This window comes from Kitasatospora sp. NPDC088783, assembly GCF_044750705.1.
Taxonomy (GTDB): Bacteria; Actinomycetota; Actinomycetes; order Streptomycetales; family Streptomycetaceae; genus Kitasatospora; species Kitasatospora fiedleri.
Genome location: NZ_JBIVKJ010000002.1, coordinates 511698 through 528391 on the forward strand (window position 1 = coordinate 511698; position 16694 = coordinate 528391).

The window sequence follows — 16694 nt, forward strand, 5'->3', positions numbered from 1 at the left end:
GCCGCCGTGCGGTGACCTGGTGGACGGGGGCGTCTTCCGGTGACCTGGCGGACGTGGGGCCGTCGTCCGGTGGGCGCGGTCCCGCGGCGGCGGTCCCGCGCCCGTCACCCGGTCGACCCGCCCCGCATCCGGGCCCGGTGCCACGCGACGGCCTTCCGGATCAGCTTCCGGCTCGGCTCGCGGTGCAGGGCCCTGGCCACGACCGTGTTCAGGACCTCCTTGTAGTCCTCGAAGGCCGCTGCGTCCCCCTCGCCGGGGTAGTAGTAGTGCCCCTCCCGCTCGCCGGTCTCCACGTAGATCAGCTCCGGCATGGCGTCGGGCGTGTCGAAGTGCAGCAGGGTCAGGTTCATGACCTGCAGCGCCAGCGGCAGCTCCACCGGGATGATCCGCACCCCGATGTTCGGGGTCTCGGTGTACTCCAGCAGCTTCTCCAACTGCTCGACCATGAGCTCGTGGCTGCCCATCACCCGGTACAGCGCCGACTGGTGCATGCAGAACACCGCCCGGACCCCGGACTCGCGCACCACCCGCCGACGCACCTTGCGCGCCTCGATCGCCGCCGGCGCCTCGTGCAGACGACTGCGCAGCACGGTCTCCTCGGTGACCGCCGCCATGTACCGGTCGGTCTGCAGCGCGCCCGAGACGACGTTCACGTCCACGGCGATCAGCAGCGTCGCCCGCCACACCATCCCGGAGAGCCGCTGCTGCGCCCCGGCGCCGGAGTCCCGGTGGAAGCCCGGCGGGTTCTTCTGCGACGCGGCGACCGCGAGCTCCATCAGCGCCGCCCGGTCGGGGCCGTGCAGCAGCCCGACGGCGTTCAGGATCGTGGCGACGTCCTGCGGGTTGTTCAGGCGGCGCTGCCCGTTCTCGATCCGGCTCAGCTTCGACGCCGAGAAGTGGGTCCGGGTCTTCAGCCACTGCAGCGTCCGACCACCGCGCAGGGCCCGCAGTTTGCGGCCGAGGTGCGCGGCGGGAATGGACCACTCCGGCGCCCCCTGGTCGGCGGCACGGGAAATCGGCCCCGGGTTTTCGTTCGAATCAGCGCTGTCGAACGGGTCAGCGGACACGAGGCCCCCCTTGCGAAAAACCGAATGATCGCGGCCAGCTTGACACAGGGAGGGCTTCGGCGTCACGCCGGATTTCCCGCGAAAACGGGAAACCCCGTGTGATCAGGTCAGAAGGTTGTCGAACTCTTCCTTCTTCGCGCCGTCCAGCCAGGCGTCGATCTCGGGCCGGGTGAAGACCAGGGCCGGGCCGCCCGGGTCCTTGCTGTTGAACACCGCCACCCGGCCGTCGGGCAGGCGCCGCATGGTCACGCACTCCCCGAGCCCCTGGCTCTTCACGGCCTTCTGCGCCGGGTACGGCGACTCGATGGCATCCGCCGGCATCCCATTGTAGTGCTCGCCACTACGGTCCATGACTCATCTCCTCTTGTACGAAAAGCGCCGACCACACCCTCCGGTCATACTTTTCCGGGATTTCGCAGGTCAACGAACCGTGCAATCCCACGTGCAATTGCCCGGAGGGGGCAGAGAGAATCATTGCGCCCAAAAATCGAACAGCGCCACTCCCTGATCGGGTGATTCGAGAGCGAAAACGATAAATTCCGATCAGACTTTGATCTGCCCGCCACGCCCGCCTCGCGGCACCCGGGAGCTCCGGGGCGGGCGTGGCGGGCAGGCGGTCACCGGGGTGGCCCCGCACCGCCCCGAACCGGACCTCCTTCCCCCGGTCGAGCCGTGCCCGTGCGACCTCCCGACCGGGCCGGCCGGTGCTCCTCCGGCCGGAGGATAATCGGGTGACAGCGGGTCGAGGGCGGTCTACGTTGTGCACCGACGCCCCCCGATGCGCTGGGTCTTCCGGTTACTTCTCTGACGACCTCACACCGGCACCCGCTTCCGATCACGGGGGGCGTCTCTCGACGCGCCGTCACCCGGCCTCCTCCACGTGCCCGCCAGGGAGACTTCCTGCATGACCCGGTTCAATCGCCAGCGCGTCAAAGCCGCCACCAGGGTGGAGATCCGCACCGAGACACCGGAACTCTTCGCGGCCGGCGCCAGTGGGCAGTTGGCGCTCCACGGCAGGTGGCCGGTCACTCCGCGGTCGGCGCACACGCCCCCGGCCGTCCTCAGGTCCTCGGCCCTGTCCGTGGCGCTGCTCACCAACCACCAGGGCGGAGCCGGCTGGCAGCGCGACCCGCGCACCGACCTGTTCGTGCTCGCCGTGACGCACTTCTCCGGCCAGCACAGCTTCTACGAGAACGCCGCCGATCGGGAGGAGCGCTTCACCTCGCTGGTCCGCCGCCTCGCCCTGGAAGACCCGCGCTGGACGCTCGGTCTACTGCGCTGGCTGCGCGGCCAGGCGCAGATCCGCTCCGCGGCCGTGGTCGGCGCCGTCGAGTTCGCGCGGGCCCGGGCGGAGGCGAAGGCCCCCGGCTACTCGCGGCAGGCCGTCGACGCGGTGCTCCAACGCCCCGACGAGCCGGGTGAGTTCCTCGCACTCTGGACGGCCCGGTACGGTCGTCGGCTGCCCCAGCCGGTCCGCCGCGGCCTGGGCGACGCCGTCCGCCGGCTCTACACCTCGCGGGCCGTGCTGAAGTACGACACCCCGTCACACGCCTTCCGGTTCGCCGACGTGCTGGAGCTCACCCACCCCGCCCCCGCCGCCGACCACCCGTGGCAGGGCGAGCTGTTCCGGTACGTCCTGGACCGTCGGCACCGCCCGCACCAGGCCGTACCGCCCCGCACCGAAACCCTGCTGACGGAGCGACAGCGACTGGCCGAGCTCCCGGTCACCGAACGCCGGGCCGTCCTCGCCGCCCCCGACGCGGCCCACAGACTGGCCGCCGCCGGAATGACCTGGGAGGCGCTCGCGGGCTGGCTGAAAGGTCCGATGGACGCGGCGGCCTGGGAGGCGGTGATCCCGTCCATGGGGGCGATGGCCCTGGTGCGCAACCTGCGCAACTTCGACCAGGCCGGGATCGGTGACGCGGCGGCGACGCTGGTCGCGGCCCGGATCGCCGATCCGGCCCAGGTCGCCCGCTCCCGCCAGTTCCCGTTCCGCTTCCTCGCCGCCCACCGCGCCGCCCCCGGCCTGCGCTGGGCGGCCGCGCTGGAGACGGCGCTCAGCCACTCGCTCGCCAACGTCCCCCACCTGCCCGGCCGGACGCTGGTCCTGGTGGACCGCTCGGGCTCGATGTTCGGCGTGCCGGAGAGCCGCACCGAACTGACCCGGGCCGACGCCGCCGCGGTGTTCGGCGGCGCGCTGGCACTGCGCGCCGAGCAGGCCGACCTGGTCGAGTTCGGCACCGGCAGCCGACCGATCCGGCTGGCGCCGGACGATTCGCTGCTCGCCGTCGTGGAGCGCTTCCACGACCTGGGCGGCACCGACACGGCCGGTGCCGTCGCCCGGCACTTCGACGGCCACCACCGCGTCGTGGTGATCACCGACGAACAGCCCGGCCTCTTCGGGCCGCTCGACCCGTTCGCACCCGTCCCGCCCGGCATCCCGGTCTACACCTGGAACCTCTGCGGCTACCGCACCGGCCACGCCCCGCCCGCCCCGAACCGGCACGTCTTCGGCGGCCTGTCCGACGCCGCGTTCCGGCTGGTGCCACTGCTCGAGGCGGGCGGAGCCGAGCAGTGGCCCTGGGAGCGCCCGCCCGCCGCTTCCGGCTGACCCCCGCTCAGATCACCGTCTGCCGGAGGTGCCGTCCCGCAGGCCCGCGGCGGTGGCCAGGAGCATCAGCGGCAGGCCGATCGTGTCGGTGACGGTGTCCCGCTTCCTGTCCACGATCTCCTTCCCCACGTCGGCGCCCTGCGAGGCGGTGGGGAGGTTCGTGGAGGTCTTCGCGCTCCGGTGGCCGCCGACCGCCAAGGCAAGGTGCTCCAGCGGGTCAGTGGCGGTTTCCGCGGGCCGGCCGATGAAGTTCCACCACATATCACGTGGTTGGCGTCTCTTCCCGGCTCAGGGGCCTGGCCGACCATCCGGGTCGGCAAACGGTCAGCAAACCGACTCGGGTGTCAGCGGCAGTGGCAGCGATCAAGCTCATCCGCGGCACGGGCAGCTTCTTCAAGACGGGCGGGAACCCCGAGAGCCGGTGGCCGCAGTGCCCGCACGACTACACCATCCGGTACCGCAACGCGGGCGTGGGTCTGTACGGGGACCGGTGTATCTCCCGATGAAGGAAGGGCACCTGATGGGCGACGTGATCGCCTCGGTTGAGGCGGTTGAAGAGGTCCGACCCGTCGAGCTGGCGGCGGACCTGCCGGACGACCAGTTGATCGGGTAGCTGGTCGACCGGGCCCGCGCGAGCGGGCTCCAGCTGGCCGGCGAGGGCGGGCTGCTGCTGCAGCCGACCAAGCGCGTGCCGGAGTCCGCCCTGGAGGGCGAGATCACCGACCACCTCGGCCACGAGAAGCACGACCGGGCCAGCGCGGGCAGCGGGAACTCCCGCAACGGAATCCGGTCCAAGACCGTGCTGGCCGACGTCGGGCCGGTCGAGATCGAGGTACCCCGAGAGCGCGAGGACAGCTTCGAGCCGCAGATCGCCGAGAAGCGGCAACGGCGTCTGACGGGCGTGGACGAGATGGTGTCGTCGTTGTCCGCGCGGGGTCTGACGCACGGTGACATCTCCGCGCACCTGGCCGAGGTCTACGGCGCGAGCGTGTCCAAGTCGACCGTCTCCACCATCACCGACAAGGTCATGGACGGGCTGGCCGAATGGCAGAACCGTCCGCTCGACGCGATCTACCCGGTGGTCTTCATCGACTGCATGCACGTGAAGGTCCGCGACGGGCGGGTCGCCAACCGGCCGATCCACGTCGCCCTCGTGGTGACCGTGGACGGCACCCGCGACATCCTCGGACTGCGGGCCGGTGAGGGCGGCGAGGGCGCCAAGTACTGGTTCCAGGTCCTGACCGAGATCAAGAACCGCGGTGTCGAGGACGGGTGCACGGTCGTCTGCGACGGCCTCAAGGGCCTGCCGGACGCCATCTCGACGGTCTGGCCGCAGGCCGTCATCCAGACCTGCGTGGTCCACCCCGTGCGGGCGTCGTTTCGCTACGCGGCCCGCCAGGACCGGGACAGGATCTCCCGCACGCTCAAGCCGGTCTACACCGCGCCGGCCGCCGACGCCGCCGAGGAAGGCCTCCTGGAGTTCCAGGAGGAACGGGGCGCCAAGTATCCGGCGATCGTTCGACTTTGGTCGAACGCCCGGGCCGAGTGCGTGCCGTTCCTGCAGTTCGACGCGGAGGTCCGCCGGGTCGTCTGCACGACCAACGCGATCGAGAGCGTGAACGCCCGCCTACGCAAGGCCGTCCGCGCCCGGGGGCACTTCCCGAACGAGGCCGCCGCGCTCAAGTGCGTCTACACGGCCGCCCAGGCGCAGGTGCTCGAACGGCTGCGGTGGCTGGAGCGGGTCCTGGAGCACTCGGTGGCCACGGTGGTCATGTCCGCGGGCGCCGGCGCGCTGTGATCCAAAAGTTGCTTCCCCTGCGTAACCCGGCGGGCTGCCAGTGCGTAGTACTGGCGACATCGGTACGGCACGGGCACGGGGGCGACGGCATGGAGCAGGGGCTCGAGTTCGAGCAGTTCGCGAGCAACCGGGCCCACCGACTCTTCCAGGTCGCCTATCTGATGTGCGGAGACTGGCACCAGGCCCAGGACCTGGTGCAGACCACGCTGGCGAAGATGTTCTCGGTCTGGGGTCGGCTGCGGCGTGGTGGTGACGACGGTTCCACGATCGACGCCTACGCCCGGAAGGTGCTGCTGCGCAACTACCTCTCGCAGAAGCGGCTGCGGAAGTCGTCCGAGATCGTCACCGCCGATCTGCCGGAGCGGGCGTCTGCGCCGGGTGACGGCGGCGAGCTGCGACTGGTCATGGTGGCTGCCCTGAACCAACTTCCGCCCCGCAACCGGGCGGTGGTGGTGTTGCGCTACCTGGAAGATCACAGCATCGAGGCCGTGGCCGACATGCTCGGCATGTCCCCCGGGGCTGTGAAGAGCCTCAACTTCCGTTCGCTGGCCAAGCTGCGGGAGATCCTGGGCGAGGACCGCGAGGCCCTCTTCCGGCCCTGACCACCTGACCGACCATTTCCCCCCGAGCCGACAACGAGGAACCAGGCCATGGACCTTGAGCACGATCTGAGCCGCCTGCTCGGCGAGAGCGTCGACGGCCTCGCCTCGCCAGTCGGCGCCATCGTCGCCGAGGCGAGAGCACAGGGCCACGGGATTCGCCGCCGTCGTCGGCGCCTGCGGATCGCCGGTGCCGCCGCGGTGGTGGTCGCCCTGGCCACCGCGGGCGCGGTGGTGATGCCCCGTCCGGTCGCCGGCCCGACGGTCACCGGCACGCCGCCTGCCGCCACCACGACCGGCACGCCGCCTGCCGCCACCACGACCGGCACGCCGCCCGGTCCGGTGATGGTCCCGGTCACCGCCGAAGCGATGCTCAAGATCCTGGCCGACCTGCTGCCCTCCGGCGGAAAGCTCAGCAAGTTCCAGCTGGGCCCGTTCGAGTGGACCCGAGCTGTCGCGACCGACTTCACGGTGGAGTACGACGACGGCCGGGGCGCCGCCCACATCTACGTCGTGGTGAGCCCCCCCGATCCGAAGGGCATGTCCTGGAACTGCGACCAGGTGGACCTGACCGACCACGCCACCCGCCCCGGGGGGGCCGAACCGACCGGCTGCACCAGCACCACCGATGCCGCGGGAACCGTGTTCAGCGCCGTCACCGGTGTGGGCCCCGAGGGGGGCTACTACTTCCGGAAGGTCCGCCTGGAGCGGGCCGACGGGTCGTCCGTCGACCTCATCGTGGGCAACGGCCCGGCCCCGTCGCCGGAGCACCCGTTCGGCCTGGCCGACCGCCCCGCCCCTCCGCTCACCATGGCTGCCTGGCAGGCCATCGTCCGCGACCCCGCCTGGCGGACCGAAGTCCCCGCCACCACCGCCGAAGCCGGCGCTGCCCTGGCCGCCACCCTGCGCTGACCGGGCGTCGATCCACCGATTCGGAAGGTGCTCGGCCAGGAGACCCTGCAGCTCACGGGGGCATTACCGGATGCTGTCGGCGCGCTGCGCGTTCCGACCTCAGCGCGCCCATCGCGGTCGTGCTCGCCTGGCCCCGAGCGGGTGCGGCGCCCGGTCGCGGCGGCTGCGGTTCGCGATCGACAACCGGGCCGGGGCCACGAGCGTCGCGCCTGGTCGAGATCCGGCGGTGAGCGAGGTCTGCGGGTCGCCCGACCACGACGGAGATCATCGAGAGGAGGCCGGCCTGCCGGACGGTCCTCGCAGAGGCGTCATGCAACCTGCCGGCCGGTTCGGCAGGTGCGAGGGGCCGACTTCGCGTCAGGGGTGGACGGTGGCGTCGTGTGCCAGCCGGGTGCGCAGGGTGTGGGCGAAGTCCTCGGCAGGAGCGAGCCGGACGCGCGGCTTCTCCACCTGTTCGATGGCGGCCTGTTCGTAGCCGCGCACGCGCTGGAGGGGCGCCTGCCGCTCGTGGACGTCGAGGGTGTCGTCGGCGTCGAGGCGGCCCCGGGCGGGGCGCTTGGGGTTGAGCGGGGTCAGGCGGACGGCGACGGGGTCGAGCAGGAGGCCGTGACGGGCGCTGTAGTAATTCCGCAGTAACGGTCGTTGTCTAGCTTCGGGGCATCCTGCTCGCTCCCTGAAGGACTGCCCCTCATGCACCTGCCCCGACAGAACCGGCGCAGAACGGCTCTCTGGGCCACTGCCGCACTGACCGTGACGGTCGGCCTGACCGCTTCGTCGCTGCCCGCGGCGGTGGCCGCCGCCCCCGCCCCGTCCGGCTCCGCCACCGTCCAGGTGGACCCGGCCCTGACCGGCGCGGTGGCGCAGGGTCAGGACGCGACCTTCTTCGTGGTGTTGAAGGACCGCGCCGACCTGGGCAAGGCCAAGGGCAAGGGCTCGCACGCCGAGCAGGCGAAGGCCGCCTACCGGGAGCTGCAGGACACCGTGCGGCGCAGCCAGGGCGCGCTGAAGAAGTTCCTGGACGAGCAGAAGGTCGGCCACCAGGACTACTGGATCGCCAACGCCGTCCAGGTCACCGGCGACGCGAAGCTGGTCGCCGAGCTGGCCGGGCGCGACGACGTGCAGAAGATCGTCAAGGCGCAGAGGTACCACATAGACGACACCCAGGTCTCGGCCGCGACCACCGCCGAGACGAGCAGCGACGGCGCGCCCGAGTGGGGCGTGAAGGACATCGAGGCCGACCAGGTGTGGTCGCAGTACGACGCGCGCGGCGAGGGCATCGTGATCGCCAACGTCGACTCCGGCGTGCAGTACGACCACCCGGACCTGGTCGCCGACTACCGCGGCAACAACGGCGACGGCACCTTCACCAACGACTACAACTTCTACGACCCGACCGGGCTGTGCGCCACGGCCAGCACCCCGTGCGACAACAACGGCCACGGCACCCACACCATGGGCACCATGGTCGCCAAGAACGGCATCGGCGTCGCCCCGAACGCGAAGTGGATCGCCGCGAAGGGCTGCGAGTCCTCGCAGTGCTCGGACGAGTACCTGTTGAAGGCCGGCCAGTGGCTGCTGGCGCCGACCGACCACAACGGCAACAACCCGCGGCCCGACCTGGCGCCGAACATCGTCAACAACTCCTGGGGCGGCGGCGACACCACCTTCTACCAGGACATCGTGGAGGCGTGGAACTCCGCGGGCATCTTCGAGGCGTTCGCGGCCGGCAACGACGGCGACGGCACCACCTGCTCCACCTCGCACGCCCCCGGCTCGCAGGCGCCCTCCTACGGGGTGGGCGCGTACGACGCGAACGGCAAGATCGCCTCCTTCTCCGGCTTCGGCCCGTCCCTGGTCGACGGCTCGGCCAAGCCGAACATCTCCGCCCCGGGCGTCAACGTCCGCTCCACCTGGCCGGGTTCGGCCTACACGGCGGAGTCCGGCACCTCGATGGCCACCCCGCACGTGGCCGGCGCGGTCGCACTGCTGTGGTCGGCCGCGCCCAGCCTGATCGGCGACATCGACGCCACCCGCGCGCTGCTCGACCAGGGCGCCCGGGACGTCGACGACACCCACTGCGGCGGCACCGCGGGCGTGAACGACGTCTGGGGCGAGGGCAAGCTCGACATCCTCAAGTCCGTCGACCTGGCCCCGCACACCGCCGTCAGCATCACCGGCAAGGCCACCGACAAGGCGACCGGCGCCGCGCTGCCCGGCATCGTGGTGCGGATCACCGACGCCGCGGGCGACACCCGCACCGTCATCACCGCCCCCGACGGCTCCTACCGCCTCGCGCTGGCCCCCGGCACCTACAGCATCGCCGCCTCCGGCTACGGCTACGCCAACTTCGCGCTGAACGCCCTGACCGTCGCTGCCGGGCAGCCGCAGACCGTCCCGCTGGGGATGACCGCCGTCCCGACGCACGCCGTCACCGGCACCGTCCTCGACGTCACCGGCAAGCCGCTGGCGGGCGCGACCGTCGAACTCACCGGCACCCCCGTCAAGTCCGCGGTCTCCGGCCAGGACGGCTCGTACACCCTGGGCAAGGTCGCCGAGGGCAGCTACACGCTGACCGTCAAGCCCGCCCAACCCGTGCTGTGCAACGGCGTCTTCACCGGCCCGCTGGCCGTCGCCGCCGACCTGAAGGAGACCGTGCGGACCCCGGCCCGCACCGACGGCTCCGGCACCAGCTGCGCCCCGACCGCGTACTCCTGGGTCAAGGGCGCCGACAAGGTCGCGCTCAGCGGCGACGAGGACGCCAAGACGGTCGCCCTGCCGTTCCCGGTGACGTACTACGGCGTGACGTACACCAGCGCCGCCGTCACCACCAACGGCCTGGTCGACTTCCTGGAGCCGCGGATCGGCGACTACGCGAACACCGCGCTTCCCGCCGCCACCAGGCCGAACGGCGTCGTCGCCCCGTTCTGGGACGACCTGACGCTCGACAAGAAGGCCGGCGTCCGGACCGCCACCACCGGCAAGGCCGGCAAGCGCACCTTCGCCGTGGTCTGGGACGACGTCCCGCTGGTCTCCGACAAGTCGAAGCGGGTCAGCTTCGAGGTGCTGTTCGACGAGGCCACCGGCGCCATCACCTTCCAGTACCAGAACGTGCCCGGGGCGGGCTCCGGCGCCACCGTCGGCATCGAGAACCAGGCCGGCACCGACGCCCTCCAGTACTCCTTCGACCAGGCCGTCCTGACCGACGGCTCGGCGATCCGCTTCACCCAGGGAGCCAAGTGATGACCACCCACCGCAGAGCCCTCCGGCTCGCCTCCGGCCTGATCGCCACGGGCCTGGCCCTCACCGCCGCCCCGTACGCGCTGGCCGCCGACGCCACCACCGGCACCGACGGCGTCATCAAGCTGACCGACCGCCAGGCCCAGGACCTCGACGCCCGGCTCAACGCCGACGCCTACCCGCAGGCCACCGCCACCGAGAGCGCCGACACCACCGGCCAAGGCGGGACCGACACCACCGGCAGCCACCTGGACGCCCACGCGCCCGTCACCTTCACCGCCACCTCCGCGCTGGAGGGCGTGCGCGGCATCGCCGTCACCGTCCCCGCGGGCTCCGATGGCAGCTACTTCACCCTGCACAGCCTCGGCAACGTCCAGCTGCACAAGGCCGACGGCTCCACCTCCTGGGCCCGCACCAACACCTCGCTGTACGCCGACTGGCAGCTCAAGCCGCTGCGCCCCTGGGACACCGAGCCCTACCCGGTGCGGATCCCGGTCGCGTACAACATGTTCACCCCGTTCAGCTCCAGCGCCCCGCAGGGCTACGACAGCGCCGACCTCACCGGCGACGGCGTGCCCGACCTGGTGATCGCCGCCGGGGTCGGTGAGAACCCGTACCGGCCGTTCTACCCGGCGGCCGACTCGACCCTCACCTACGGCACCTTCGTCACCGTGCTCGACGGCGCCACCGGCAAGACCCTGTGGACCGAGCTGTACGCCTCCACCACCATCGTCCGGATCGTCGACGGCACCCTGCTGGTCTCCGACGCCCCCCGACAGAACACCAGCGCCGCCAAGACCGCCACCGCCACCCTGACCGGCATCCGCTTCGGCTACGCCGACGGCAAGCTCACCCCCGCCAGGACCTGGACGTACGACACCGGCGAAACCGGGATCGCCGCCTGGGGCGACCTGGTCGGTCTCGGCGGCGGCAAGGTCGCGGTCTCCTTCGACCGGCGGATGACCACCACCGCCCCCGCCCACGGGACGACCTTGGTGCTGAACACCGCCGACGGCTCGCTCGGCTGGCGGAGCGACGGCGACCTGTACGGCCGCCGCCTGCGCCTGGACGCCGGACGCAAGCGCCTCGTCGCCCTCGAACAGCCTGACCACACCGAGCGGGTGGCGTACTCGGTGGTCGGCTACGACCTGGCCACCGGCGCCCGCACCGTGCTCGACACCCGGCTCAACGTGCTGCCCACCGCCTTCACCACCGGCGACCTCGGCAAGAACGCGGGCGACGAGTACGCCGTCGCCGAGGACACCTTCGACCCCAGCCTGTACGTCGACTCCAGCACCGTCCGGGTGCTCGACGGCAACGACGGCTCCACCGTCCGCTGGACCGACACCACCAAGCCCAGCGTCACCACCGGCGACGGCCCCAGCACCTGGGCCCTCGACACCGTCGACGGCTCGCTGATCGCCAGCTCCCAGGACGGCCGGGCCACCGACACCGCCGAGAACGTCTCCGGCCTGCGCTACGGCGTGCTCACCTCGTACAAGGGCGACAACGGCAAGGTCCGCTGGCGGGTCAACGGCACCGCCGCCTCGCCGCGCCTGCACCAGGTCGACGGCGGCGTCGTGCGCACCGTCGACCAGCAGCAGAACATCCACACCTACAGGCTCGGCAACGGCAAGCAGCAGAGCCTCGTCCCGCTGCAGGGCGACCTCGACTACGCCGCCGCCACCGACCTGGACGGCGACGGCAGCCAGGACGTCGTCGCGGGCGGCAGCTCCGACGGCGTCTGGGCCTTCTCCGGCCCCTCGCTGCTCACCGGCACCCCCGAGCAGCTGTGGCGGGCCACCGTCCCCGGCGAGGTGCACGCCGTCGCCACCGGCGACGTCAACGGCGACGGCAAACCCGAGGTGGTGGTCGCCGCCGACACCGCCACCGTCGTCCTGAACGGCCGCACCGGCAAGGTGCTCGCCACCATCGACGGCGGCGGCACGTTCGTCCGCTCGGTCACACTGGCCGACCTGGACGGCGACGGCAGGCAGGAGATCCTCGTCCCGACCGACGCGCTGCGCGCCTACAAGGGCGACGGCAAGCCGCTGTGGACGTACGCCGCCCCGAAGGGCTCCGGCGACGTGGTCTTCTCCGATGCGGTGGTCGCCGGGGGCCAGGTGTACGCCCAGTACTCGGGCATCGCCGCCATGAACCAGGTCGACTCGGTGCAGAACGGCGTCGCCCTGGGCGCCGCCAAGGGCACCCTGCTCTGGCAGGCCGACCCCAAGGCGCCCGCCGAGGCCGTCGACGGCAAGATCCACGGCGCGCTGCTCGACCACGCGGTCTACGCCTCGCCGAAGATCCCGTACGCCGACGGCCACGCCGTGGTCTACACCTGGCTGATCTCGGCCGTCCCCGGCGGCATCAGCGGCGGCGGCACCAACCTGGTCAGCCCGATGTCGGTCACCGAGATCCGCGACGGCCGCACCGGCGAGGTGCTGCACCAGAAGGTGGCCGGCGGCCCCTGGTCGCACGGCAACTTCTTCACCGGCGAGGACGGCGACGGCCTCCAGGAGATGGGCTTCGGCGTGCTGCGCCAGTACCTGGCGAACGGCGACGACCGCTGGACCTCCACCAGCGCGCCGCTGCGCACCGCGCAGTACATCACCGGCCCCGACGGGAGGAAGCTCCTGGTCGGCGGCGTCGAGGGCGGCCTGGCCGCCTACGACCCGGCGATCGTCGGCGACGGGAACTCCTTCCACTCGGCCATCGGCTCCGCCACCCTGCGCGGCGGCCGCAACTACCTCGCGGTCGACCTGGACGGCGACGGCAAGGAGGAGATGGTCTCGCTCAACTCCGACGCCCTCGGCGTCAACCGGGCCGCCGAACTGCTCGGCGGCGGGGTGCTGTCGATCGACAACAGCATCCACCAGATGACGACGTACAAGCTCTCCTGAACCACTCGGAAGACCCCAGCGCCACCCGGATGAAGTGGGGGCGAGTACCCCGCGGGCGCCGGCCCGCGGGGTACTCGCCTTGTTCGTGTACCGTTGTCGGCCTTATGGGCGCAACGGAGGCAGACAGGACGGATACCGCACCACCCATGCTGCGCCTCCACCTCTTCGGGGGATTCCGGGCCGAACGCGACTCCGGGCCACCGCTGGCCGAACGCTGGCCGCGTCCCAGTGCCCGCACCCTGGTCAAGGTCCTCGCCCTCGCGCCCGGTCACTGCCTGCACCGCGAGGAGGTGATGGAGCTGTGCTGGCCCGACGCGGAACCGCAGTCCGCCGCGGGCAGCCTCCGGGTCGCCCTGCACGCCGCCCGGCACGCCCTCGAACCCGAGCTCGCCCCGCGCGCCGCCTCCTCCTACCTCAAGACCGACGGCGCACTGCTGCTGCTCGACCCCGCCGTGTGGATCGACGCCGACCACGCCGAACAGGCCGCCCAGGACGCCCTCGCCGACGGGCGCGTCGAGCAACTCGCCGACGCGATAAGCCAGTTCACCGGCGAACTGCTCCCCGAGGACCGCTACGCGCACTGGATGGAAGCCCGGCGTACCCGGCTCGCGCAACTGCGCGAACAGCTCCTGCTGCGGCTCGCCGCCGCCCACCTCGACCAAGGGAAGCACACGGACGCCGCCGCCTGCGCCGAACAGGTCCTCGCCACCAGCCCCGCCGAGGAACTCGCCCACCGCCTGCTCATCGACGCCTGCCTGCGCCAGGGACAGCGCCGCCGCGCCCTGCGCCAGTACCACCGGTGCCGCGAGGCGCTCGACACCGAACTCGGCATCCGCCCCGGCCCCGAGACCGAGCGCCTGCACCGCGCCGCCCTCGCTCCCGCTCCTGCTTTCGTGCCCGCCGCCACCACCCTCCCGGCCCGGCTGCGCAGCGCCGCCCCCGCCCAGTTGCACGGCCGCGAAAGCGAGTTGAGCCGACTGCTGGCCCCCGCCGGGCCGCCCGTGCGGCTGCTCACCGGCGAAGCCGGCATCGGCAAGACCCGCCTCGCCGCCGAAGCCGCCCGCCGGGCCGCCGCCGACGGCACCGCCGTCCTGTGGGGCAGCGGCCAGGACGCCGAGGACCACACCCCCTACGGCGTCTTCGCCGCCGCCCTCGACGGCTGGCTCGCCGAGCACGACCCCGCCGAACGGGCCAGGGTCGGCGCCGAGTACCCCGAACTCGCCGCCTTCCTGCCCTCGCTCGGCCAGGTGCCGACCGGTGCCGACCGCAGCCCCGAGGAGGAGCGCGACCGCCTGTTCCGGGCCGGCGCCGCCCTGCTCGGCGACCTCGCGGCCACCCGTCCCGTCCTGGTCGTCCTCGACGACCTGCACGCCGCCGACACCGGCTCCCACCAGCTCCTCGGCCACCTCGCCCGGCGCGCCCACGACCGCCGCACCCCGCTGCGCTTCCTCGCCACCTACCGGGAGGAGGAGCTCACCGACGGCGACGCCCGCCGCCGCGCCGTCGCCGCCCTGCTGCGCCAGCAACTAGCCGTGAAGGAGGAACTGGGACGGCTGGGGGAGGCCGCCGTGCTGGCCGCCGTCCGCGACGCCACCGGCCGCGCCCCCCGCCCCGAGGTGTGGGAACTCTCGCTCGGCAATCCGCTGTTCGCCCTCGAACTCGCCCGCGGAACGGACCCCGGCAGCGACCAGGACCGACCTCCGGCCGGAGTGCGCGACCTGGTCGGCGAACGCCTCGTCCGGCTCGACCCGCACGCCCGCCGCTTCGTCGAAGCGCTCTCCGTCGCCGGCGGCGAGGCCGCCCTCGCCGAACTCCTCGACGTCGCCGAACACGGCCTGCACCCGCCCGTCACCGGCGCCGCCGCCGCCGACGCCGTCGAACACGCCATCGCCGCCGCCCTCGTCGAGGAACGCCAGGTCGTCATCGCCGGACGCGCCGAACCCGGACTCGCCTTCCGCCACCCCCTCGTCCGGCTCACCTGCTACGAACAGCTCTCCGCCGTCCGCCGCCGCCAACTGCACGCCTCCTACGCCCAGGCCGTCCAGCGCCGCCGCCCCGACGCCGTCGACGCCCTCGCCTCCCACTTCACCCGCGCCGACGACCCGCGCGCCGCCGAGTACCTGCGCCGCGCCGCCGAACGCGCCGCCGCGCTCCACGCCAACGACACCGCCGACCGCTACTACCGCGACCTGGTCGCCCGGCTCGACGCAGACGCCGCCCGCGCCCGCCTCGCCCACAGCCAGGTCCTGCGCCGGATGGGCGAACCCGGCCGCGCCGCCGAGGTGCTGCGCACCGCGCTCGCCGAATTCCGCTCCCGCGGCGACCACGACGACACCGTCGCCACCGCCGCCCACCTCGCCGAAGCGCTCTTCCGAGCCGGAGAACTCGACGAGGCGCTCACCGTCCTGGCCGCCCACCCGCCCGTCGACGGCACCGGCCCCGAAGCCCGCGCCCTGCACCACCTCGCCCGCTCCAACCTCGACAAGACCCAGGGCCGCTACCAGCAGGCGTACGAAGCCGCCCGCCGCGCCCAGCACCCCGCCGAACTCGTCCCCGGCCCCACCGGCCAGCTCCTGCAAGCCCGTTCGCACGCCATGCAGGCCATCAACCTCGGCCTGGCCGGCCGCTTCGGCGAGGCCCGGGAGGCCGGGGACCGCGCCCTCGCCCCCGCCCAGGCCTACGGCGACCCCGTCCTGCTCGGCTCCGTCCTGTCCACCCTCCGCGAGAACGCCCGCCGCCACGGCCGCCTGCACGACGCCGTCCGCTTCGGCCGCCGGGCCCTCGACCACGCCCGGCAGTCCGGCGACCCCGTCGCCACCGCCTTCGAACAGCTCAACCTCGCCGAACTCCACCTCCTGCTGGAGGAGAACGACACCGCCGCCCAGTACGCCGAAGCCGCCGTCACCGCTGCCGACTGGGACGACGCCTGGTCACTGCCCTACGCCCTCGCCGTCCTCGCCCGCGTCCTGCTGCGCACCGGCGACCGCCCGCGCGCCGCCGCCCTCCTCGAACGGGCCGGCACCCCCCACGACGAACAGGCCCGCCACGAAGTGCGGCGCGCCCGCGCCCTGTTCGCGCTGCGCGCCGACGACCCCGCCGCCGCCCTGGCCGCCCTCGGCGACGGCGCCGCCGTCCAGGCCCCCGAACTCGCCGCCTACGCCCACCTCGCCGCCGGCCGCCCCGCCGAAGCCGCCCGGATCGCCGCCGCCGAAGCCACCCGCGCCCACGCCACCGGCGAACGCCTCGCCGAAGCCGAGGCCCTCATCGCCCACGCCACCGCCGCCACCCGCCTCGGCGACGCCGCCACCGCCCGCACCGCCCTCGCCCGCGCCGACCACCTCACCCGCACCCTCCCGTACCCGTCCGGCCACACCCGGGTCCTCGGCCTGCGCGCCGAGTTGGAGGACTGACGGCGGCCGCCGAAGCCTGCGCCCCGGTGCCGTCGAGGGCTTCGGGGCGGGACCGGTAAGTGCTGGGTGGAAGGGCGAAGCACCCGTCGAGGGTGAGCCGCCAGTCGGGCGGTCGGCCTCAACGGTGGCCGGCCGGGCTCCGGTGCGCGGGATGACG

Annotated in this window: 10 protein-coding genes and 1 pseudogene; 7 read left to right on the forward strand and 4 right to left on the reverse strand. The window is 72.8% G+C overall.

Translation table 11 applies throughout. The annotated features are described in order from the left end of the window. Positions 1-104 precede the first annotated feature (104 nt). Positions 105-1067, reverse strand: a complete 963-nt coding sequence (locus ACIP60_RS06705) for a Scr1 family TA system antitoxin-like transcriptional regulator (RefSeq protein ID WP_400680769.1) — start codon at positions 1065-1067, stop codon at positions 105-107. A 102-nt stretch (positions 1068-1169) separates the two neighbouring features. Then, positions 1170-1418 carry a DUF397 domain-containing protein gene (locus tag ACIP60_RS06710; protein ID WP_400680771.1) on the reverse strand — a complete coding sequence of 83 codons (249 nt, stop codon included), beginning with the start codon at positions 1416-1418 and terminating at the stop codon, positions 1170-1172. Between the two features lie 553 nt (positions 1419-1971). On the opposite strand from ACIP60_RS06710, the gene ACIP60_RS06715 reads away from it, so the two are divergent. Then, entirely contained in the window at positions 1972-3678 is a 1707-nt protein-coding gene (locus ACIP60_RS06715; RefSeq protein ID WP_400680773.1) for a TROVE domain-containing protein, read from the forward strand. A gap of 12 nt (positions 3679-3690) precedes the next feature. On the opposite strand, the gene ACIP60_RS06720 is transcribed toward ACIP60_RS06715, so the two are convergent. Then, a complete protein-coding gene (locus tag ACIP60_RS06720) occupies positions 3691-3939 on the reverse strand; it encodes a hypothetical protein (RefSeq protein ID WP_400680776.1) in 249 nt (82 codons plus the stop codon). Between the two features lie 352 nt (positions 3940-4291). Between ACIP60_RS06720 and ACIP60_RS06725 the strand changes: the two are divergent. The 3 genes and pseudogenes from ACIP60_RS06725 to ACIP60_RS06735 all read left to right on the forward strand — a co-directional run. Next, a pseudogene (locus tag ACIP60_RS06725) lies at positions 4292-5386 on the forward strand (IS256 family transposase); the annotation flags it as partial. A 179-nt stretch (positions 5387-5565) separates the two neighbouring features. Beyond that, complete coding sequence (locus tag ACIP60_RS06730; protein WP_400680777.1) at positions 5566-6078, forward strand: SigE family RNA polymerase sigma factor; 513 nt, start codon at positions 5566-5568, stop codon at positions 6076-6078. A gap of 48 nt (positions 6079-6126) precedes the next feature. Further along, positions 6127-6987: a hypothetical protein gene (locus ACIP60_RS06735; RefSeq protein ID WP_400680779.1), complete on the forward strand. Its 861-nt coding sequence runs from the start codon at positions 6127-6129 to the stop codon at positions 6985-6987. 357 nt (positions 6988-7344) lie between these two features. On the opposite strand, the gene ACIP60_RS06740 is transcribed toward ACIP60_RS06735, so the two are convergent. Then, positions 7345-7470 (reverse strand): hypothetical protein, encoded by a 126-nt coding sequence (locus ACIP60_RS06740; protein WP_400680780.1) that lies wholly within the window; start codon positions 7468-7470, stop codon positions 7345-7347. Positions 7471-7677: 207 nt separating this feature from the next. On the opposite strand from ACIP60_RS06740, the gene ACIP60_RS06745 reads away from it, so the two are divergent. The 3 genes from ACIP60_RS06745 to ACIP60_RS06755 all read left to right on the forward strand — a co-directional run bounded on the left by ACIP60_RS06745 (position 7678) and on the right by ACIP60_RS06755 (position 16537). Beyond that, positions 7678-10227: a S8 family serine peptidase gene (locus ACIP60_RS06745; protein ID WP_400680783.1), complete on the forward strand. Its 2550-nt coding sequence runs from the start codon at positions 7678-7680 to the stop codon at positions 10225-10227. Further along, positions 10227-13127, forward strand: a complete 2901-nt coding sequence (locus ACIP60_RS06750) for an FG-GAP repeat domain-containing protein (protein WP_400680784.1) — start codon at positions 10227-10229, stop codon at positions 13125-13127. Before ACIP60_RS06745 ends, ACIP60_RS06750 begins: the two co-directional genes overlap by 1 nt. A 146-nt stretch (positions 13128-13273) precedes the next feature. After that, entirely contained in the window at positions 13274-16537 is a 3264-nt protein-coding gene (locus ACIP60_RS06755) for an ATP-binding protein (RefSeq protein WP_400680785.1), read from the forward strand. Positions 16538-16694 lie beyond the last annotated feature (157 nt).